Origin of the sequence: Dactylosporangium sucinum (assembly GCF_014647515.1) — a bacterium.
GTDB lineage: Bacteria > Actinomycetota > Actinomycetes > Mycobacteriales > Micromonosporaceae > Dactylosporangium > Dactylosporangium sucinum.
Genome location: NZ_BMPI01000021.1, coordinates 66,371 through 86,860 on the forward strand (window position 1 = coordinate 66,371; position 20,490 = coordinate 86,860).

Consider the following 20,490-nt stretch of genomic DNA (forward strand, 5'->3'; position numbering starts at 1 on the left):
TAGAGTTGCTCCAATGGGGATGGTGCACACGGTCGGGCTGGTCCTGCATCCACGCCGCGACTCGAAGCCGGCGATCGACGCCATCATCGACTGGGCCAAGGCACGCGAGGCCACCGTCCTCGGCCTGCCCGACGAGGTCGACCGCATCGACTGCAGCGCCGTCGCCGTCAACGCCGACGAGCTCGTCGGCCGGGCCTCGCTTGTGGTGAGCCTCGGCGGCGACGGCACGATGCTGCGCAGCATGCGGCTGCTGTCCGGCAAGCCGACCCCGGTGCTCGGCGTCAACCTGGGCCGGCTCGGGTTCCTCGCCGAGATCGGCGTCGAGGAGCTGCCCGATGCGCTGTCCGCGATCGACGCGCACCGGTTCACCGTCGAGCCGCGCATGGCGGTGCGCACCACCCTGCCCGACGGCAACACGGTGACCGCGTTCAACGACATCGCCCTGGTCCGCACGCCCGGCCACGGCCTGGCCGCGATCGAGATCTCGATGCAGGGGTATCCGTTCGTGCGGTACTCCGCCGACGCCCTCATCGTCGCCACGTCGACCGGGTCGACCGCCTACAGCTTCTCCGCCGGCGGCCCGATCGTCTCCCCGACGGTGGAGGGCATCATCGTCGTGCCTGCCGCCGCCCACTCCGCGTTCAACCGGCCGCTCGTGCTGTCCCCGAACGAGGATCTCGACCTGCAGCTGCTGCCGTCCAGCGGCCGGCTCGTCGCCGAGGTCGACGGCGAGGTCCTCGGCGAGCTCAACCCCGGCGACACGCTCACCGTGTCCGCCGCGCCGGCCGCGGCCAAGGTCGTGCGGCTCGGCTACACCACGTTCTACGAGCGGGCCCGGCGCAAGCTGCAGGTCAACGGCAGCCTCGAGGTCGAGATCCCCTTCGTGTGAGGATCCCGGGCGGCCGGCCAGGTGGCACCCGACCGGCCACCGCACCGGGCCGGTCAGGGGTGGGCGCGCTCCGGCAGCCCCGAGACGCGCAGCAGCGCCTCGTCGGCGTAGCACCACACCCAGTCCTCACCCGGCTCGAAGGACTGGACCAGCGGGTGGCCCGCCGAGTTGAAGTGCGCGGTGGCGTGCTTGGCCGGCGACGAGTCGCAGCAGCCGACGTGCCCACAGGTCAGGCACAGCCGCAGGTGGACCCAGCGGCCCCCGGCGGCGAGGCAGTCCTCGCAGCCGTCGGCGCTGGGCTGGACGTCCTGGATCAGGCCCAGGTGCTCACAAGAGGCGTCGGTCACGATCTCACCGTATCGCCCGCCGTTCGGCGAAGCGCCCTCCGCGTGGTTGGATTGGTCGCATGGCCAAGCCCGCGATCTTGACCGTGGACGACGACCCGGCCGTGTCCCGGGCGGTCGCCCGCGACCTCCGGCGACAGTACGGCGAGGAGCACCGCATCATCCGCGCGGACTCCGGCGCCGAGGCCCTCGACAGTCTCAAGGAGCTCAAGCTGCGCGGCGAGCAGGTCGCCGTGCTCCTCGCCGACTACCGCATGCCGGGCATGAACGGCCTGCAGTTCCTCGAACAGGCGATGGACCTCTTCCCCCGCGCCCGGCGGGTCCTGCTCACCGCGTACGCCGACACCGACGCCGCGATCCAGGCGATCAACATCGTCGACCTCGACCACTACCTGCTCAAGCCGTGGCACCCGCCGGAGGAGAAGCTCTACCCGGTCATGGACGCCATGATCGAGGCGTGGAAGGCGGCGCCCGACCGGCCGGTCACCGACGTCAAGATCGTCGGCCACCGCTGGTCCGCCCCCTCCTTCCGGGTCCGGGACTTCCTCGCCCGCAACATGGTGTCGTACCGCTGGTTCACCACCGACGACGCCGAGGGCCAGCGGCTGCTCACCGCGGCCGGGCTCACCGGCGCCGACGTCCCGCTCGTCGTCACCGCCGAGGGCAAGACCCTCGTCGCGCCGAGCGAGGCGGAGCTGGCGGTCCAGGTCGGCCTGACCACCACCCCGGCGTCCGACTTCTACGACCTCGTCGTGGTCGGCGGCGGCCCCGCCGGCCTCGGCGCGGCCGTCTACGGCGCGTCCGAGGGCCTGCGCACCGTGCTGCTGGAGGAGCGCGCCACCGGCGGCCAGGCCGGGCAGTCCTCCCGCATCGAGAACTACCTCGGCTTCCCCGACGGCGTCTCCGGCGCCCAGCTCACCGACCGGGCCCGCCGCCAGGCGATCAAGTTCGGCGCCGAGCTGCTCACCGCCTGCCGGGTCACCCAGCTCGCCGTGCAGGGCTCGGCCCGCGTCCTGCACTTCGAGGACGGCACCACGATCGCCGCGCACAGCGTCATCCTCGCCACCGGCGTGTCCTACCGGCGCCTCGGCGCGCCCGGCCTGGCCGAGCTGCACGGCCGCGGCGTCTACTACGGCTCCGCCGCGACCGAGGCCCCCAGCTGCCGCGACCAGGACGTCTACATCGTCGGCGGGGCCAACTCGGCCGGCCAGGCCGCGATGTTCTTCTCCCGCTACGCCCGCCGGGTCCACCTCGTCATCCGCGGCCGCAGCCTCGACGCGTCCATGTCGCGGTACCTCATCGAGCAGATCGCCGGCGTCGAGAACATCGAGGTCCACCCGTGCACCGAGGTCGTCGCCGCCCACGGCGACGAGCACCTCGAACGCCTCGAGCTGCGCCACGTCGACGGCGGCCCGGCCCGCACCGTCGACGCCACCTGGCTGTTCATCTTCATCGGCGCCGAGCCGCGCACCGACTGGCTCGACGGCGTGGTCCAGCGCGACGCCCGCGGCTTCGTCCTCACCGGCCCCGACCTGCTCACCGGCGACGAGCGGCCGGCTGGCTGGCTGCTCGGCCGTGACCCGTACCACCTCGAGTCCAGCGTCCCCGGGGTGTTCGCCGCGGGTGACGTGCGCGCAGACTCGGTGAAGCGGGTCGCCTCAGCCGTCGGCGAGGGCGCGATGGCGGTCTCGCTCGTTCACCGGTACCTCGTGGAGGGGCAATGACAGGCCGCCGACTCACCCCAGAAGACCTCCGCAAGCTGTTCCTGTTCGAGGCGCTCGACGACGACCAGCTCGCCTGGCTCACCGAGCGCGGCTGGGCGGTGCCCTACGCCGCCGGCTCCCCCGTCTACACCGAGGGCCACCCCGCCACCTGCTTCGTCGTCGTGCTCAGCGGCACCGTCAGCCTGAGCCGCAACGTCCGCGGCGACGACGTCGAGATCAGCCGCACCGAGCAGGTCGGCGTCTACGGCGGCGCCACCCAGGCGTACCTCGGCGACCGGGTCCCGCAGCTCTACAACAACACCATGCACGCCATCACCGACGTCGAGGTCTACGAGCTGCCGGCCACCGAGTTCGGCGGCGCCATGCGCCAGTGGTTCCCGATGGCCATGCACCTGCTCGAGGGCCTCTTCATCGGCATGCGCAACAACCAGAACGCCGTCGCCGAGCGCGAGCGCCTCCTCGCCCTCGGCGCCCTGTCCGCCGGCCTGACCCACGAGCTGAACAACCCGGCCGCCGCCGCGGTGCGGGCCACGGCCGTGCTGCGCGACAAGGTCGCCGGCATGCGGCACAAGCTCGCCATGATCGCCGACGGCCGGCTCGACGGCGAGCGCCTCCACGGCCTCGTCGAGCTGCAGGAGACCGCGGTCAAGAAGGCCGCCAACGCCCCGAAGCGCTCCGCCCTCGACGCCAGCGACGCCGAGGACCAGGTCGGCGACTGGCTCGACGAGCACGACGTCACCGGCGCCTGGGACCTCGCACCGACCCTCGTGGCCGGCGGCGTCGACGTGCCGTGGCTGCAGGACGTCGCCGCCTGCGTGCCCGGCACGGACCTCGAGCCGGCCGTGCGCTGGCTGTCGTACACCATCGAGACCGAGCTGCTCATGGGCGAGATCGAGGACGCGGTCGCCCGCATCTCCGGCCTCGTGGGCGCGGCCAAGCAGTATTCCCAGCTCGACCGCGGCCCGTTCCAGGTCGTCGACGTCCACGAGCTGCTCGACGCGACCCTCATCATGCTCAACGCGAAGGTCCCCCAGGGCATCCGCGTGGTCACGAACTACGACCGCAGCCTGCCGCCCATCCCGGCGTACGGGGCCGAGCTCAACCAGGTCTGGACCAACCTCATCGACAACGCCGTCTCCGCCATGCACGGCACCGGCACGCTGACCATCACGACGGGCCGCGAGGCGGAGTGCCTGACCGTCGAGATCGCCGACACGGGCGGCGGCATCCCGCCGGAGGTGCGTCCCCGCATCTTCGAGCCGTTCTTCACCACCAAGCCGGTCGGTGAGGGCACCGGCCTGGGCCTCGACATCTCATACCGGATCGTCGTCAAGAAGCACCACGGCGACATCCGGGTCACCTCCGAGCCGGGCGACACCCGGTTCACGGTGCTGCTCCCGCTGGAGGAACCGGCCCCGACGGCCTGACCCCCGACCCGCCGTTCGCCGCCTGTCGGCACGTGTGTCACGGCGCGCGTCGTGTACCGCGTCCTAGGAAGCTAGGAACCTACCGTTCCGGCGGAGGGCGGAGGGCGGAACGTCGCGCGCGGCCAGGGCCCGATCGAGCGCCCGCACGTCGGCCGCGACCGGGCCCGTCGTGAGCAGGCCGCCCGCCGCGCCCGCCCACTCGCCCGCCGCCGGTACCAGAGCCTCCCGCACCCGGCGCATGGCACCGCCGTCCCCCGCGGCCACGGCGGCCCGGCCCAGCAGCGACCACAGCGCCTCCCGCAGCAGGCCGGGCGGCGGGTCCGGCACCTCCGCAAGCACCGTGCCCGGGTCGAACAGGGGGCGGACCCACGGCTCGTACTGGCCCCAGCCGCCCTCGTCCACCAGCGGCAGCCCCCGCCGCAGCCGCAGGCCGAGCAGTGCCAGCGGCAGCAGGCCGTCGCGCAGGCCGGGCATGCCGGCGGTGTCGAGACGCACGGCGGCGGCGCGGTAGCGGTGCTCGGCCACCGTGGCGGGGACCTCGTCGGCGACGTCGGCCCGCAGCGCGCGGTACCAGCCGGTGAGCACCCCGACGAGCGGGAGCTCGTGCCGGGCGGCCAAGGCGTCGGCGGCCGCGGCATGCCCGTCGGCGGCGGCGAACCCGGCGACCGCCGCGGCGGCCTGCATCCGGACGAGGTGCCCGAGGACCTCGGCGGTGACCAGCGCGTGGCGGCGGGCCAGGGCGACGAGCTCGGCGCCGATCGCGTCGCGGCGGGCGGACTGCCCGGTGCGGTGGCAGCTCTGCATGAACGCCCCGTTGAGCGCGAACGCCAGCAGGCCCGGGTCGTCGAGCTCCCGGGCGATCGCCTCGGCCCGCTCGGCGCAGCGCAGCGGCCACGGGTCGGCGGTGCCGCGGGACTCGACGGCGACGGTCGCAAAGAGCCGGGCCCGCACCGCCGGGGCCGCGGTGGCGGGCAGCGCGGCGAGGGTGCGCCCGGCGGCGGCGACGACCGCGGCCGCCTCCGCCGGGTCGTCGGCGCGGGTCCAGACGGCCGGGACGTCGTACGCGCCGATCACCCGCGCGGTCAGCTCCGGGTCGCCGAGCTGCTCGGCCGCGGCGACGGCGGCGGCCCGCTGCTCGCGCGCCGCCTCGAGGCCGCCGGGGCCGGTGACCGCGAGGCCGCGCAGCAGGCCGACCGCGGACTCCAGCCGCGCGCCGGCGCCGACCCGCTCGAAGGCGGCGGCCGCCCGCGCCCAGACGGCCCCGGCAACGTCATCGGCGCCCGGGGGCCGGTCGAGGTGCGGCGCCTGGCGCAGCACGTCGGCCTCCAGCGCCCGCAGCGCCGGCCCGGGATCCAGGCCGAGCTGCCCCGCGAGCAGCTCGCGGGCCCGGCGCAGCACGGCCAGGGCGTCCGCCTGCCGGCCGGAGCGGTACAGGGCCAGGGCGAACAGCCGCCAGCCCTCCTCGCGCCACGGGTGGGCGGTCACATGGGCGTCGAGGTCGGGCACCGCCTCGGCCGGGCGGCCCAGGGCCAGGCGGGCGGCGGCCAGCTGCTCGACGGCCTGCAGGCGCAGCTCCGTCAGGCGGGCCCGGTCGGCGCGGGGCCAGGCGGCGTCGGGGAAGTCGGCGTACGCCGGCCCGTGCCACCAGCCGAGCGCCTCGCCGAGCGTGCGCAGCGCCGCCGCCGGCTCCTGCGCGCCCGCCGCGGCGACCGCCTCCTCGAACCGCCAGGCGTCCACGTCATGAGCGGCGGGCTGCAGCGCGTACCCGGCCCCGCGCGTGACCAGCAGCGCCGCCGGGGCACGCGGCGGGCGGTCCGGCTCCAGGGCGCGGCGCAGCGCGGCGACGAACGTCCGCACGGCGGCGACCGCGCCGGCCGGCGGGGCCACCCACAGGTCGTCGACCAGGTCGGTGACGGGGACCACCCGGCCGCGCGCCACCAGCAGCCGCGCGAGGACGGCCCGGTGCATCGGCCCCTTCAACGCGACGGCCCGGCCGGCCGCGTCCTCGGCCCGCACCGGCCCGAGCACCGCGAACCGGACCCGCCCACCGGAGGACGCCACCGGCCCACGCTACCGCGGCGCTCATCCGCCGCTCATCCGGTCCGCGCAGGGTGGTCGGCATGACGTTCGAGTACCTGCGCGTCCCCGTCGCCGACGGGGTCGAGCTGCATACCGCCGTGGCCGGACAGGGCAGCCCGATCGTGCTGCTGCACGGGTTCCCGCAGACCCACCTGATGTGGCGGCACGTCGCCGCCGGCCTCGCCGCGGACCACACCGTGATCTGCCCCGACCTGCGCGGATACGGGGCCAGCGACAAGCCGGCCGAGGACGGCCCCGGCACCTACAGCAAGCGGACCATGGCCGCCGACGTGGTGGCGCTGGCGCGGCACCTGGGCCACGACCGGTTCGCGCTCGCGGGCCACGACCGCGGCGCCCTGGTGGCGATCCGGGCCGGCCTCGACCATCCCGGGAAGGTCACCCACCTCGCGTCGCTCGACGTGCTGCCGACCCTCGACATGTGGGACGTCATGCACGGCACCACCGCGGCCGTGGGATTCCACCTGTACCTCATGGCCCAGCCGCCGGGCCTGCCGGAGCGCATGATCGCCGCGTCCGCCGACGAGTTCTTCGGCCACTTCCTCGACCTGTGGGCGAACGACCCCGGGGCGATCCCGCCCGGCGTGCGCGCCGAGTACCTCCGGGCCTGCAGGGACGCGGTCCCGTCGATCGTCGCCGACTACCGGGCGTCGGCCGGCATCGACGTCGAGCACGACCGGGCGGACCGCGCAGCGGGGCGCACCCTCGCCATGCCGGTCACCGTCCTGCAGCAGGACTGGGGCGCGATGCTCGGCTTCGACGCGGCCGCGCTCTGGCGGGCCTGGGCGCCCGACCTGCGGCACGTGCCGGTCCGCTGCGGCCACTTCATGGCCGAGGAGGCACCGGACCTGGTCGTGGCCGAGCTGCGCAGCCTGCTACTCCGGTAGCAGCGGGACCGTCGGGCCCTGCCCGCGGCCGAGCAGCGACGCGCGGGTCAGCGCGGCGGAGCCGAACCGCTCGCGGACCGCGTCCATGGCGCCGTCGAGACCGGCCTGGTCCGCCACCTCGAACGGCAGCTCCAGCTGCACCGCGCCGCCGTCGTCGAGGTTGGCGACGGCGATCCCGACGAGGGTCAGCCCCCGCTGGGCGATCGTCGACGCCGCCTCGGCGTGCAGGCGGCGGGCGGCGTCGAGGATCGTCTGGGTCTGCCAGGTCGCCCGCGGCAGCGTCTGCGAGCGGGTGACCCGGGTGAAGTCGGCGAAGCGCAGCCGCAGGGTCACCGTGCGGCCCGGGCGGCCGCCGGCCCGCAGGCGGCGGGTCACCCGGTCGACGAGCTCGCCCAGGACCGCCTCGACGAACGCCGGCGGGTGCGGGCCGCGGCCCAGGGCCCGCTGGGCGCCGACCGAGCGGCGGCGCCGGCCGGTGACGACGGGGCGGGGGTCGCGGTTGTGGGCCAGGGCGTGCAGGTGGCGCCCGGCCCACTCCCCCAGCAGCGAGACGAGCGTGGCCTCGCCGAGCCGGGCGACCTGCCCGACCGTCGTGATGCGGTGGGCGTGCAGTTTCGCGGCGGTGACGGTGCCGACGCCCCACAGCCGCCCGACGGGCAGGGCGTGCAGGAAGTCGAGCTCGCCGGCCGGCTCCACCAGGAGCAGGCCGTCCGGCTTGGCCACCCCGCTGGCGACCTTGGCCAGGAACTTGGTGCGGGCGACGCCGACCGTGATCGGCAGGCCCACCTCGGCCAGGACGCGGGCCCGCAGCCGGGTGGCGATCTCCAGCGGGGTGCCGGCGAGCCGGCGCAGGCCGCCGACGTCGAGGAACGCCTCGTCGATGGAGATGCCCTCGACGACCGGGGTGGTGTCGCGGAAGACGGCGAAGACGGCCTTGGAGGCCTCCGAGTAGGCGCGCATGCGGGGCGGGACGACCACCGCCTCCGGGCACAGGGCGCGGGCCTGCCGGCCGCCCATCGCGGTGCGCACCCCGCGCCGCTTCGCCTCGTAGCTGCACGCGAGCACGACGCCCCCGCCCACGATGACCGGGCGGCCACGCAGGCGGGGGTCGTCACGCTGCTCGACGGAGGCGTAGAACGCGTCGAGGTCCGCGTGCAGGATCGACGCCGGCACGAACATATGTTCGCATGGAACCTACGATGCGCGAAGGGCCTTGATGGTGTCGCGGTACCAGTGCGCGGAGGCCTTCGGCGTGCGCTCCTGCGTGTCGTAGTCGACCCGGACGATGCCGAAGCGCTTGTCGTAGCCGTACGCCCACTCGAAGTTGTCCATGAGCGACCAGGCGAAGTAGCCCCGGATGTCGGCGCCCTGCTGCCGGGCGAGCGCGACGGCGCCGATGTGCGAGTCGAAGTACGCGATGCGGTCCTGGTCGTCGACGAACCCGGTCTCGTCGGGCTCGTCGTCGAACGCGGAGCCGTTCTCGGTGACGACCATCGGCAGGCCGTAGTCGTTGTGCAGCCGGGTCAGCAGCTGGGTGAAGCCCTCGGGGACGATCTCCCAGCCCATCGCCGTGATCGGGCGGCCGGTCGGGATCGGCCGGCTGACCGGCAGGCCGGTCGCGTCGGTGGCGTTGCCGTCCTCGTCGACGCCGGAGACGGTCTCGCTGAAGTAGTAGTTGACGCCGAGCACGTCGATCGGGGTGGAGATGACCTCGAGGTCGCCGTCCTCGACGGGCAGCGTGATGTGCTGGGCGGCCAGGTCCTCGACGAGGTCGGCCGGGTAGCGGCCGTGGACGAGCGGGTCGAGGTAGATGCGGGTGCCCAGGGCGTCGGAGCGGCGGGCCGCGTCGCGGTCGGCGGCGCTGTCGGTCTCCGGGGTGGCCACGCCCATGTTCAGCGTGATGCCGAACTCGTGCCGGCCGTCGCTGGCCGCCCGCATCCGCTGGGTCGCCAGGCCGTGGCCGAGCAGCAGGTGGTGCACGGCCCGCATGCTGGCGGCGAAGTCGCGCCGGCCCGGGGCGTGGGCGCCGTAGGCGTAGCCGAGCATCGCCGAGCACCACGGCTCGTTGAGCGTGGTCCAGGTCTTGACCCGGTCCTGCAGCGCGTCGAAGACGAACATGCTGTAGTCGGCGAAGCGGTAGGCGGTGTCGCGGTTCGGCCAGCCGCCGGCGTCCTCGAGCTCCTGCGGCAGGTCCCAGTGGTACAGCGTGACCCACGGCTCGATCCCGTTGGCCAGCAGCTCGTCGGTGAGCCGGTCGTAGAAGGCGAGGCCGGCCGGGTTGACCGGGCCGCGGCCGTGCGGCTGCACGCGCGGCCAGGCCACCGAGAAGCGGTAGAGGTCGACGCCCAGCTCGCGGATCAGCGCGACGTCCTGGGGCATGCGGTGGTAGTGGTCGCAGGCGACCTCGCCGGTGTCACCCTTGGCGATCGCGTCCGGCACCTCGCAGAAGGTGTCCCAGATGGACCGGGTGCGCCCGTCCTCGTCGATCGCGCCCTCGATCTGGTACGCCGAGGTCGCCACACCCCAACGAAACGAGGGCGGCAGCGTGGCGATCGGATTCTGCCGATCGAGGGGCGTCGCGGTGGTGTCCATGGTTCTCCTGGTTCAGCTGGGACGTGGAGTGCGTGCGGGGGCTAGCCGGCGGTGACCGGATGCAGCCAGCAGGCGACGGACCGGGGCGGTCCGACGTGGTCGTCGGGCTTGCCGAGGATCGGGATGCGGGTGTCGCACGGCTCGAACCGCTTCGGGCAGCGCGGGTGGAACGCGCAGCCGCTCGGCATGCCGCGCAGGTCGGGCGGCGATCCGGGGATGCCGGTCAGCTCCCGCCGCGCGCCGCGCAGGGCGGGGAACGAGCGGAGCAGGCCCTCGCTGTAGGGGTGCTTCGGGTCGCGGTAGATGTCGGCGGACGGCGCCTCCTCGACGATGCGCCCGCCGTACATGATGGCGATCCGGTCCGAGAACTCCACCAGCAGCGACAGGTCGTGCGTGATGAACAGGACCGAGAAGCCCAGCCGCTCGCGCAGCTCGACGAGCTGGCCCAGGATCTGCCGCTGCATGACCACGTCGAGGGCGGTCGTGGGCTCGTCCATGATGACCAGGTGCGGCTCCAGGGCCAGCGCCATGCCGATCATGACGCGCTGGCGCATGCCGCCGGAGAGCTGGTGGGGGTAGCTCTCGAGCCGGTCCTCGGCGATGCCGACGAGCTTCAGCAGCTCCTTGGCCCGGTCGAGGCGGGCCCGCTTGCTCATGCCCGGCTCGTGCGCCTTGATGACGTCCATGAGCTGGGTGGAGACCTTGTGCACCGGGTTGAGCGAGTTCATCGCGCCCTGGAACACGATCGAGGTCTCGGCCCAGCGGAACTTGCGCAGCTCGGCCGGCGACAGGTTGAGCACGTCGAACGGGTCGCCGGTCGGCGGGTGGTAGGTGACCGCGCCGCCGGAGACGACGCCGGGGGGCGGCAGCAGGCGGGTGACGCCGTACGCCAGGGTCGACTTGCCGCTGCCGCTCTCGCCGGCGAGGCCGACGACCTCGCCGCGGTGGATGGTGAGGTTCACGTCGCGCACGGCGTGCACGGCGTCGTCGCCCAGGCCGTAGTCGACGTTGAGGTTGCGGATCTCCAGCAGGGGCCGGGTCAGTACCTGGGTCATCGCGCGACTCCCTCGGCGTCCTTGATCTCGATCTCGGGGGCGGACTCGCGGTCCCGGACGACCGGGGTGAAGCCGACCTTCATCTTGACGCGCTCGCCGGTCGCGGTGCGGAACCTCCCGGTGCCGCTGCTGCGCAGCCGCGGGCTGACGAACTCGTCGATGCCGAAGTTGATCAGGCTCAGGGAGGTGCCGAGCAGGGCGATCGCGAGACCGGCCGGCACGAACCACCACCAGGCGCCCTGGGCGAGGGCCTGCTGGCTCTGCGCCCAGAACAGGATCGTCCCCCAGTTCCACGACGACACCGAGGAGATACCGATGAACGCGAGTGTGATCTCCGACATGACGGCGAAGATGACGGTGCCGACGAAGCCGGAGGCGATGATCGCGGTCAGGTTCGGCAGGATCTCGAACAGGATGATCCGCCAGGTCTTCTCGCCGCTGGCCCGGGCCGCCTCGACGTAGTCGCGGCGGCGCAGCGACAGCGTCTGGGCTCTCAGGACGCGGGCGCCCCAGGCCCATGAGGTCAGGCCGATGACGAGCGCCACGATCAGGTCGCCGGCGTTGGTGACCGCCGCCGTGACGATGATGATGAGCGGCAGCGCCGGGATGACCAGGAAGACGTTCGACAGCGCCGACAGGCCCTCGTCGGCGGCGCCGCCGAGGTAGCCGGCGGTGACGCCGATGAGCACCGAGAGGACCGTCGCGATGACCCCGGCGACGAGGCCGACGACCATGACGCCGCGGGTGCCGGCCAGGATCTGGCTGAAGATGTCCTGGCCGAGGTGCGAGGTGCCGAACCAGTGCTGGGCCGACGGGGGCGACAGGACCTCGGGGGTGCGCTCGTCGGGATCGAACGGCGCGACCCACGGACCGATGATCGCGAACAGCACGTAGATCGCGAGCATGACGAGACCGGTGGCGGCCTTGCCGTTGGCGATGAACCGGAACCGCTTGCGCTTGGCCTTCGTCGGCTTGGCCGACGGCTGGGCCATGGCGCCCTGGCCCGGGATCACCTGCTCGATGCTGGACGGGGTAACGGTCATCGTCAGCCACTCTTCCGGGTGCGGGGGTCGAGCAGGAGGTAGGCGACGTCGGCGAGCAGGTTCGCCACCAGCACGGAGATCGTGATGATGAGGAAGATGCCCTGCATGAGCGGGTAGTCCTTGGACCCGACCGCCTGGAAGAGCTGGTAGCCGAGGCCCGGGTAGGAGAACACGATCTCCACCAGCAGGGTGCCGCCGACGATGAAGCCGAGCGCCAGGGCGAAGCCGGAGACGTTGGGCAGCAGGGCGTTGCGGGCGGCGTAGCTGAGCATGACCCGCCGCTCGGACAGGCCCTTGGCGTGCGCGACGGTGATGTAGTCCTCGGCGGACACCGTCACCATCATGTTGCGCATGCCGAGGATCCAGCCGGCCATCGAGGAGAGCAGGATGGTTCCGGCCGGCAGCACGCTGTGGTTGATCGCGCTGCCGATGAAGTAGCGGTCCCAGGCCGGCACCAGGCCCGGGGTGAAGCCGCCGGACGACGGGAAGAAGCTGTCGGGGCCGGTGAACAGGGCGATCGCGACGAGGCCGAGCCAGAAGTACGGGATGGACGACAGCAGCGTCGTGACGGGCAGGATGCCGTCGATCCACGTGCCGCGCCGCCAGCCGGCACCGATGCCCAGGGCCGTGCCGATGAGGAAGCTGATGATCGTGGTGATGCCGACCAGGCCGAGCGTCCACGGGAGGCTGGAGCTGAGCACCTCGGAGACCGGGGACGGGAAGAACGTGAAGGACAGGCCCAGGTCGCCGTGGAAGAGCTGCTTCCAGTACCGCACGTACTGGTCCCACAGGCTCATGTCCTTGTCGAGCCCGAACAGCACGTAGAGCGACTGGATCGCGTCGGCCGACAGGCGGCCCTGGTTCTTGGAGATGAGCGACTTGACCGGGTCGCCGGGGATCATCCGCGGGATGAAGAAGTTCAGCGTGATCGCGGCCCACGCCGTGAACAGGTAGAAGGCGAGGCGCTGGAGCAGGAACTTCATCGGGTCTCCTCCGCCAGGTGCAGGGCGGCTGCCGGCGGGATCGGCGCGGCCGGGTCGGCGCCGGCGAGCGAGCCGGGGCCTTCCTTGGCCACGGTCTGCGGGTCGTAGAGCCAGCAGGCGGCCCAGTGCCCGGGCCGGTCGGCGATCTCCAGCCGGGGCGGCAGGTCGACGGTGCAGCGCGGCATCGCGTGCGGGCAGCGGGGGTTGAACCGGCAGCCCGACGGCGGGCGGATCAGGCTCGGCGGCTCGCCGTTGCCGCGGTCCGTGGCGCCGTCGGTGACGCCCGCGATGCGGTCGGGGTCCGGCGCGGAGTCGATGAGCAGCCGCGTGTAGGGGTGCGCGGGGTTCTGCGTGACCGTCTCGCTGTCGCCGCCCTCGACCATGCGCCCGGCGTACATCACCATCGTCTCGTCGGCGAAGTACCGCGCCGAGGCGATGTCGTGCGTGATGTACAGGATGGCGAGGTTGAGCCGCTCCTTGAGGTCGCGCAGCAGGTTCAGGATGCCCAGCCGGATCGACACGTCGAGCATGGAGACCGGCTCGTCGGCGAGCAGGGCCTCGGGGTCGGCGCCCAGGGCGCGGGCGATGGCCACGCGCTGGCGCTGGCCGCCCGACAGCTCGTGCGGGAACTTGTCGATGTACCGCTCCGGCGGCGTGAGGCTGACCCGCGCCAGCAGCTCGGCGAGCGCCTGCTCCAGGTCGGCGGAGGTCTTGCCCGCGTTGCCGTGGATCTTCAGGGCGCGGGTCAGGTGGTACCGCACGGTGTGGATCGGGTTCAGCGAGGCGAACGGGTCCTGGAAGATCAGCTGCACCCGGCGCACGTAGGCGCGGAACCGGCGGCCGCCGCGCACGCGCGTGGACTTGCCGTGCAGCAGGATGTCGCCGGCGGTGCGGGGGTAGAGCTGCGCGAGCAGCCGCGCGACGGTGGACTTGCCGGAGCCGGACTCGCCGACCAGGGCGGTCACCTTGCCCCGCCGGAGCGTGAAGGACACGTCGTCGACCGCGTGGACGGCGGCTGGAGTGCGGGAGAAGAGGTCACGCAACTTGCGGCGGACGGGGAAATGCTTGGTCAGCCCGACGGCCTCCAGCACCACCTCGCCGACCGGCGCCGCCGTGCTCTCGCTCAACGTCGTCATTGCCGGTTTCCTGTCTCGGGGTGTCGTACCGGGTGGTGCCGCTCCCCGGGCGGCCGCGCTGGTCGGCCACCCGGGGAGCGGAGTCAGTGCCGGTCGGTACTTACTTGGCCGGCTTCAGGTGCAGGACCACGTCCAGCGAGTTGGGCTGGGTCGGCTGACCGGCACCGTAGGGGTTGGCGTCGTCCGGCCACCCGGTCCAGTTCTTGGTGGAGTACGCCCCACCGATATTGTCGGCGCCGACCGGGATCATCGGCATCTGCTCGACGAAGATCTTCTGCAGGGTGTTCATCGCCGTGGTGCGGGCGGCCTCGTCGGTCGCGTTGGCGTAGGCCTGCAGGGCGGCGGTCGCCTCGTCGCTCTTGAAGCGGCCGAAGTTGCCGGCCGGGGAGGCGGTGCCGATCGGCTTGAGTACCGCGCCGTCCATGATGGTCTTGTAGATGTCGTACGGCGTGGAGCCGCCCTCGGTCCAGCGGAAGGCCGCGTCGAAGTTGCCCTCCTCGACGTTCTTGAACCAGGCGTCCTGGTTGGCCTTGTCGACCGTGGCCGCGATACCGATCTTGGCGAGGTTGCCCTTCACGATCTCGAGGCTGGTCTGGTAGTCCGACCAACCGGCCGGGTCGGTGAGGGTCAGCGCGACCGGCTTGCCGGTCTTGTCCTTGAGCACGTCACCCTGCAGCGTGTAGCCCGACTGCTGCAGCAGCTGCTTCGCGCCGTCGATGTCGACCTTGTGCTCCTTGCCCTTGTACTCCGGCGCGGTGAACGCGTCGCCGGCCGGCGAGGGCAGACCGTTGACGCTCTTGACCAGCGGGTGGAAGTACTCCGCCTCGGCGGTCTTGAAGATGTCCTCGCGGTCGATGACCATGTTCATGGCCTTGCGCAGGTTCGGGTCGTCGAACGGCGCCTTCGTGGTGTTGATGTAGAGGCCGTGGATGCCCAGCACCGGCGGCGCCCACACCTTGTGGTTCGCGGAGTCCTTGGCGACGAAGACCGTCTTGTAGTTCGGGATGAAGACGAAGCTCCACTCCGACTCACCGTTGGCCAGGGCCGTGGTCTGCGCGTTGTTGTCGGTGTAGGAGGTGTACCGCAGCTCCTTGACCTGCGGCAGCGCCTGCCAGTAGCCCTTGTCGCGGGCCGTCAGCGTGGTGGTCTGCGGGGTGAAGGACTTCAGCGTGTACGGTCCGGAGCCGACCGGCTTGAGGTTCTTCTCGGTCTTCGGGTCGCTGACCTTCTCCCAGATGTGCTTGGGCACGATCGGGATCTGGGCGATCGCCTTCTGCTGGCTGACGAACTGCGGGCTCTTGAACGTGATGGTGACGTCCGAGCCGCTGACCGTCGCGTCGGCGATCTTCACGCCGCCGGAGTTGAGGGCCTCGTTGTCCCGCACCAGCTTGTAGGTGAACGCGACGTCCTCGGCGGTGACCTTCTGGTCGTCGGACCAGGTGGCGTTGTCGCGGACGGTGACCTTGACCGAGGTGTAGTCCTTGCTCCACTCCGCCTTCGTGGCCAGCCACGGCTTCATCTGGTCCGCGGGCTTGACCGGGTTCCACATCATCAGCGGCTCGTAGAGCACCCAGCGGTAGCCGAGCGAGGCCGCGGACGAGGTGGTGAGGAACGGGTTGTGGTTCTCGGTCTGCGGACCGTTCGGCATGCCCACGTTCAGCGCCGTCACGGTCTTGCCGTCGTTGCCGGCGTTCGGCGAGTCGCCGCACGCGGCGAGACCGCCGGTGGCGAGCAACCCGGCGAGGCCGAGCACTACGGAGCGTCTGGTCAACACGGGGGTGTCTCCTTACGTACCTGGATCGACAGGTGGGGCGGCAGTGCATTCCGGTATCGCGACGGGACCCTTGCGGCCGGTCCCGCCCGTTGTGCGGCGAGAAGGGTGGAGCGGGTCGGGCTACGTCGTGGCGGCGGGCACGGTGGAGCCGCGCACGACGAGCGTGGTGGACAGGATGTTGGGCTCGCACGTCAACGGGGTGCCGTCGAAGTGCGCGATGAGCCGCCGGGCCGCCATCTCGCCCATCTGGCGCATGGGCTGGCGGACGGTGGTCAGCGGCGGCTCGGTGTGCGCGGCGTAGGAGATGTCGTCGAAACCCACCAGGGCGACATCGCCGGGCACCGAGCGGCCCGCCGCGCGCAGCGCCTGGAGGGCGCCGGCGGCGGAGAGATCGTTGTGCGCGAACACGGCGTCGAAATCCAGCCCGCCGTCCAGCGCGCCCTGGACGGCCCGGACGCCGCAGTCGTACGTGAAGTCGCCCTCCACCACCAGGCGGGGGTCGACGGGGTGGCCGGCGGCGGCGTACACGTCCGCGAAGCCGCCGAGCCGGTCCTGCGTGCAGCCGAACTTCTCCTTGCCGGTGATCACCAGCGGGCGGCGCCGGCCGATCTCCATCAGGTGACGGGCGGCGAGCGCCCCACCGGCCCGGTTGGTGGTGGCCACCGACGGCATCAGCGGCTTGTCGCCGCGATCGTCGATGAGCACCACGGGCAGGCCCCCGGCGTAGAGGTCGGCGAGGTAGTCCAGGGTCCCCTCGGGCTCGATGGCCAGCAGGCCGTCGAAGGCCTTGCCGGACACCTGCGCGGAGAACTGCCGCATCGACTCGGCGCCGCGGTTGCAGGTGAACAGCAGCAATCCGTAGCCCTCCGTCTCCACGACGTCCACCGCCCCCTGAACGACCTCGCCCATCCACGGCCAGATCAGCGACGGCACCAACATCCCGATCACCCTGGTGTGCCCGCGGGCGAGGTTGACCGCCCGCGCGCTGGGCACGTAGCCCAACTCGTCGATGACCCTCCGCACACGTGCCGCGGTCGCCTCGTCGACCTCGCCCTTGCCGTTGAGGACACGCGAGACGGTGGTCTTGCTGACCCCGGCTCGCGTCGCCACATCGGCGATGGTGATCGGCACGTCGGGCATCCTCTCGGTGAGAGCGCTTTCTGGCAAGAGAGCGTTTTCTGGAACCGGTTCCGCAACCGGTTCCGGCGCAGTTAATCGGATCGCGGACAGCGAAGTCAATAACACGGATGTAACGAAAGTTCATGGCTCGGTAACCCTTGCCATGGCCCAGTCAATCGTGTTTGCTCGGGTTCACCCGTCGATGCGTTGCGGCCCGCACCGAACGGCTCGACACGTAGATGGCGCGCTTTCGCGCGCGCGTGCGTCGGGGACCTTCGTGGACGCGCTCTCACGGCTCCGGCCGCGGCGCGGCCATCAACGCAGGTTGATCGTCTCGCCGCCGCTGAGCGGGTGCTCCTTGACCCGCAGCTCGGCCAGGCGCACACCCTTGGGCACGTCGTAGACGAGCGTGCCGGTGACCGAGTTGCCCGGGTTGATCTCCGCCAGCAGCGGCCGCGTCTTGTCGAAGTAGATCCACGACAGCTCGTCCGGCGAGTACTCCCGGGCGTCGACGTCCCGCAGGTGCTGGCTGCCGAGCCAGACCCGCCCCGAGCCGCTGCCGACGTTCTCGACCTTCAGCTCCACCAGGCAGAACTGGCCCTGCGACTGCTTGGTGACCGGCCAGGGTCCCAGTTCGGTGGTACCGCAGGACAGCCCGGCCACCGTGAACCGCAGCTTCCCGTCGGCGGCGACCGGGCTGCGCTTCGGCGACGGCTTGGCCGCCGCCGACGTCCCCTGGCCGCCCCCGCCCGGCGCGCCGGCGTCGCCGTCGCCGTCGCCGTCGCCGGTGAGCTTCAGCGCCCCCAGCACGCAGGCCAGCAGCGCGACGAGCCCGATCCCGGACAGCACGGCCCGCCCGGCCCGCGGCGGCGGCGGCCGGCGGGGCGGCGGCGGGACGGGCGGCAGCGGCCGCGACCGGAAGCGCGCCCCGAAACCGGTCGACGCGCCGGCCTGACCCGTCCGGTCCACCATCGTGGGGCTGACCGGCCGCGGGCTCACCGGAGCGGCCCCGGGCACGAAGACGGGCCCGCCACCGGGCCCACCACGCCCGGCACGGTTCCCGCCGCCCCGCCCGGCCGGCACCGTGCCCGCGGCCCCGTGCGCGGCCGGGCCCGCCGCCCCGTGCCGGGCCGTCGGCGCGTTGCCCGCGACGCCGGAGAGCCGGCTCGTCGCCTCGTCCGGCGACAAGCCCGCCGGCAGGTCCGGCGACGGGACCCGGACCGCGGCCGGGTCCCGCTGCCCGACGAGCGCCAGCAGCACCCGCTCCGCGCTCGGCCGCGCCGCCGGGTCGGCCCGCAGCGCCTTGGCCACGACCGCCGCCAGGTCCTCGTCCAGGCCGGCGAGATCGGCGGCCGCCCCCGGTACCGACGGATCCACGGGCATGCGTCCCGTGCCGGCCCAGGCGACCAGCAGCCCCCAGGCATACACGTCGCTGGCCTGCGACGGCGCCGCCCCGTGCAGCTGCTCCGGGGCCAGCCACCCGGGCGTGCCGAACCGGTGCTGGTCGGGCGCGGTGTGCCCGTGCAGGCGGGCCACCCCGAAGTCGATGACCTTCGGCCCGAACGGCGACAGCAGCACGTTGCGGGGACTCAGGTCGGCGTGCACGAGCCCGACGGCGTGGATCGCGGTGAGCGCCGCGGCGACGCCGACCGCGACCGCCGGCACCTGCCCGGCGAGCGGGCCGTGGGCGGTGGCGTAGTCGTGCAGGGAGGGGCCGGGCACATACTCGGTGACGAGGTGCGGCACCGGCCCGTCGAGGTCGACGTCGAGCACCCGGGCCGTGCAGAACCCGGCGACCCGCGCGGCGGCGGCCGCCTCGGCGGCGAAGCGGTGCCGGAACGCCGGGTCGCCGTGCAGCGCCGGATTGATGACCTTGAGCGCCACGTCCCGCCCGGCGGGGCTCGCGGCGAGGTACACGGTGCCCATGCCGCCGATGCCGAGCACGCCACGCAGCCGGTACGCCCCGACGGCCGGTGGGTCCTCGGCGCGCAGCGGTGCGGGCGAATCCCCCATGTCAGCCATGGTGCACCACGGGCGCATCCCGGGACCCACCGGAGCGCCACGAATTGGTTCAATCGATACCCGTGCGCGCGCTTCGGCCGGCGCCCGTCGGACTCCCCGCCGCCGCTCTACCAGGACGCCGTGCGGGCCGTGTTCGAGGTGCCGGCCACGTTGAGGGTCGCCCCGACCGGCCGTTGCACGACGACGGGGTCGACCGGGCGACGCGCACGTGCGGCGGCCGCCCGGACGGGCCCCTGACGCTCAAGCTGACGTGGCCCGGCGCTCGGCGAGCAGCGCCGCGCCCACGATGCCGGCGTTGTTCTGCAGCGCCGCCGGCACGACCCTGGTCGGCACGTCGACGTAGTGCAGGAAGCGGTCGGCCTTCTTGCTCACGCCGCCGCCGATGATGATCAGGTCGGGCCACAGCAGGCCGTGCAGGTGGCGCAGGTACGTCTGCACGCGCAATCCCCACTGCTCCCAGTCGAGCTCCTGCTGCTCGCGGATCCGGTCGGAGGCGTAGTCCTCCGCGTCGCCGCCGTGCAGGTGCAGGCCGCTCATGTGCACGTGGCCGAGCTCCGTGTTCGGCACCAGGGTGCCGTCGATGAACAGGGCGCTGCCGATGCCGGTGCCGAACGTGACCATGACGACCAGCCCGGCCACGCCCTTGCCGGCGCCGTACTCCATCTCGGCCACGCCGGCCGCGTCGGCGTCGTTGAGCACGGTGACGGGCCGGCCCAGCGCCTCGGTGAACAGGTGCTCGGCCGGCGCGTCGACCCAGGACGCGTCGACGTTGGCGGCGGTCTTGGTGACGCCGTGCTGCACGACGGCGGGGAAGGTGATGCCCACGCTGGACGCGGGCGGGAAGTGCCCGGCGACCGCCGCGACGGTCTTCACCACGCTCGGCACGTCGGCCGGCTGCGGCGTCTCGATCCTCACCCGGTCACTGCTGAACACGCCGGTCGACAGGTCGACCGGCGCCCCCTTGATGCCCGATCCGCCGATGTCGATGCCCAGGACGACCACCGCTGCTCCTCCGCGCCGTGTTTCCGGTGTGTGTCACCGGTAGTGGTAACCCAATCATGGCGCAGCGGCGCGATGATCACCCGGGGTAGGCGCCGACCGCGTCGCGGAGCTCGTAGCCGGCCGCCGCGTCGGCGGTGCGGGCGCAGTGCGCGCTGCAGTAGAACCGGCCGGAGATCTCCGCGCCGTGCCCGATGATCTTCGTGCCGCAGTGCTCGCAGACCGGCGCGAGCATGTTGATCGCGCACTCGAACGAGTCGAAGACGTGCACACCGCCGACGGTGTGCACCTCGAAGGCCAGGTAGTAGTCATTGCCACAGGTCTCGCAGACCGCCATGTCAGTTCCCCCGTGCTGTCGGTTTACCGCAGCGTGACGGCCGGTGCCACGGTCCGCGACCG

General features: G+C 72.8%; 17 protein-coding genes. 4 read left to right on the top strand and 13 right to left on the bottom strand.

Translation table 11 applies throughout. The annotated features are described in order from the left end of the window. Positions 1-13 precede the first annotated feature (13 nt). Positions 14-889 (top strand): NAD(+)/NADH kinase, encoded by an 876-nt coding sequence (locus IEZ31_RS22175; RefSeq protein ID WP_190251841.1) that lies wholly within the window; start codon positions 14-16, stop codon positions 887-889. 53 nt (positions 890-942) lie between these two features. Here IEZ31_RS22175 and IEZ31_RS22180 read toward each other — a convergent pair whose 3' ends face one another. Further along, positions 943-1,236 carry a ubiquitin carboxyl-terminal hydrolase 14 gene (locus IEZ31_RS22180; protein ID WP_190251842.1) on the bottom strand — a complete coding sequence of 98 codons (294 nt, stop codon included), beginning with the start codon at positions 1,234-1,236 and terminating at the stop codon, positions 943-945. Between the two features lie 59 nt (positions 1,237-1,295). On the opposite strand from IEZ31_RS22180, the gene IEZ31_RS22185 reads away from it, so the two are divergent. Beyond that, on the top strand, positions 1,296-2,957 hold the full coding sequence (locus IEZ31_RS22185) for an NAD(P)/FAD-dependent oxidoreductase (protein ID WP_190251843.1): 1,662 nt from the start codon (positions 1,296-1,298) through the stop codon (positions 2,955-2,957). Then, positions 2,954-4,384: an ATP-binding protein gene (locus IEZ31_RS58890; protein ID WP_190251844.1), complete on the top strand. Its 1,431-nt coding sequence runs from the start codon at positions 2,954-2,956 to the stop codon at positions 4,382-4,384. Before IEZ31_RS22185 ends, IEZ31_RS58890 begins: the two co-directional genes overlap by 4 nt. A 63-nt stretch (positions 4,385-4,447) precedes the next feature. Here the strand turns inward: IEZ31_RS58890 and IEZ31_RS22195 are convergent, their stop codons facing one another. Continuing rightward, a complete protein-coding gene (locus tag IEZ31_RS22195; protein ID WP_229835734.1) occupies positions 4,448-6,445 on the bottom strand; it encodes an AfsR/SARP family transcriptional regulator in 1,998 nt (665 codons plus the stop codon). Positions 6,446-6,504: 59 nt separating this feature from the next. Between IEZ31_RS22195 and IEZ31_RS22200 the strand changes: the two genes are divergently transcribed. Next, on the top strand, positions 6,505-7,368 hold the full coding sequence (locus tag IEZ31_RS22200; protein ID WP_190251845.1) for an alpha/beta fold hydrolase: 864 nt from the start codon (positions 6,505-6,507) through the stop codon (positions 7,366-7,368). Here the strand turns inward: IEZ31_RS22200 and dinB are convergent. The 11 genes from dinB to IEZ31_RS22255 all read right to left on the bottom strand — a co-directional run bounded on the left by dinB (position 7,357) and on the right by IEZ31_RS22255 (position 20,428). After that, on the bottom strand, positions 7,357-8,547 hold the full coding sequence (dinB, locus tag IEZ31_RS22205) for a DNA polymerase IV (RefSeq protein WP_190251846.1): 1,191 nt from the start codon (positions 8,545-8,547) through the stop codon (positions 7,357-7,359). The genes IEZ31_RS22200 and dinB overlap by 12 nt on opposite strands. A gap of 15 nt (positions 8,548-8,562) precedes the next feature. After that, complete coding sequence (locus IEZ31_RS22210) at positions 8,563-9,960, bottom strand: GH1 family beta-glucosidase (RefSeq protein ID WP_190251847.1); 1,398 nt, start codon at positions 9,958-9,960, stop codon at positions 8,563-8,565. 41 nt (positions 9,961-10,001) lie between these two features. Then, positions 10,002-11,015, bottom strand: coding sequence for an ABC transporter ATP-binding protein (locus tag IEZ31_RS22215; protein ID WP_190251848.1), 1,014 nt, complete (start codon positions 11,013-11,015; stop codon positions 10,002-10,004). Further along, on the bottom strand, positions 11,012-12,058 hold the full coding sequence (locus tag IEZ31_RS22220; protein WP_190251849.1) for an ABC transporter permease: 1,047 nt from the start codon (positions 12,056-12,058) through the stop codon (positions 11,012-11,014). The genes IEZ31_RS22215 and IEZ31_RS22220 overlap by 4 nt, the downstream gene beginning before the upstream one ends. A 2-nt stretch (positions 12,059-12,060) precedes the next feature. Beyond that, positions 12,061-13,041, bottom strand: coding sequence for an ABC transporter permease (locus IEZ31_RS22225; protein WP_190251850.1), 981 nt, complete (start codon positions 13,039-13,041; stop codon positions 12,061-12,063). Then, positions 13,038-14,177 carry an ABC transporter ATP-binding protein gene (locus tag IEZ31_RS22230; protein ID WP_190251851.1) on the bottom strand — a complete coding sequence of 380 codons (1,140 nt, stop codon included), beginning with the start codon at positions 14,175-14,177 and terminating at the stop codon, positions 13,038-13,040. The genes IEZ31_RS22225 and IEZ31_RS22230 overlap by 4 nt, the downstream gene beginning before the upstream one ends. A 100-nt stretch (positions 14,178-14,277) precedes the next feature. Continuing rightward, positions 14,278-15,951 carry an ABC transporter substrate-binding protein gene (locus IEZ31_RS22235; RefSeq protein WP_190251852.1) on the bottom strand — a complete coding sequence of 558 codons (1,674 nt, stop codon included), beginning with the start codon at positions 15,949-15,951 and terminating at the stop codon, positions 14,278-14,280. 120 nt (positions 15,952-16,071) lie between these two features. Further along, a complete protein-coding gene (locus IEZ31_RS22240; RefSeq protein ID WP_373294660.1) occupies positions 16,072-17,091 on the bottom strand; it encodes a LacI family DNA-binding transcriptional regulator in 1,020 nt (339 codons plus the stop codon). Between the two features lie 294 nt (positions 17,092-17,385). Continuing rightward, a complete protein-coding gene (locus tag IEZ31_RS22245; RefSeq protein WP_190251854.1) occupies positions 17,386-19,083 on the bottom strand; it encodes a serine/threonine-protein kinase in 1,698 nt (565 codons plus the stop codon). Between the two features lie 249 nt (positions 19,084-19,332). Continuing rightward, positions 19,333-20,094 (bottom strand): polyphosphate--glucose phosphotransferase, encoded by a 762-nt coding sequence (ppgK, locus tag IEZ31_RS22250; protein ID WP_190251855.1) that lies wholly within the window; start codon positions 20,092-20,094, stop codon positions 19,333-19,335. A gap of 76 nt (positions 20,095-20,170) precedes the next feature. Beyond that, entirely contained in the window at positions 20,171-20,428 is a 258-nt protein-coding gene (locus IEZ31_RS22255) for a metallothionein (RefSeq protein WP_190251856.1), read from the bottom strand. Positions 20,429-20,490 lie beyond the last annotated feature (62 nt).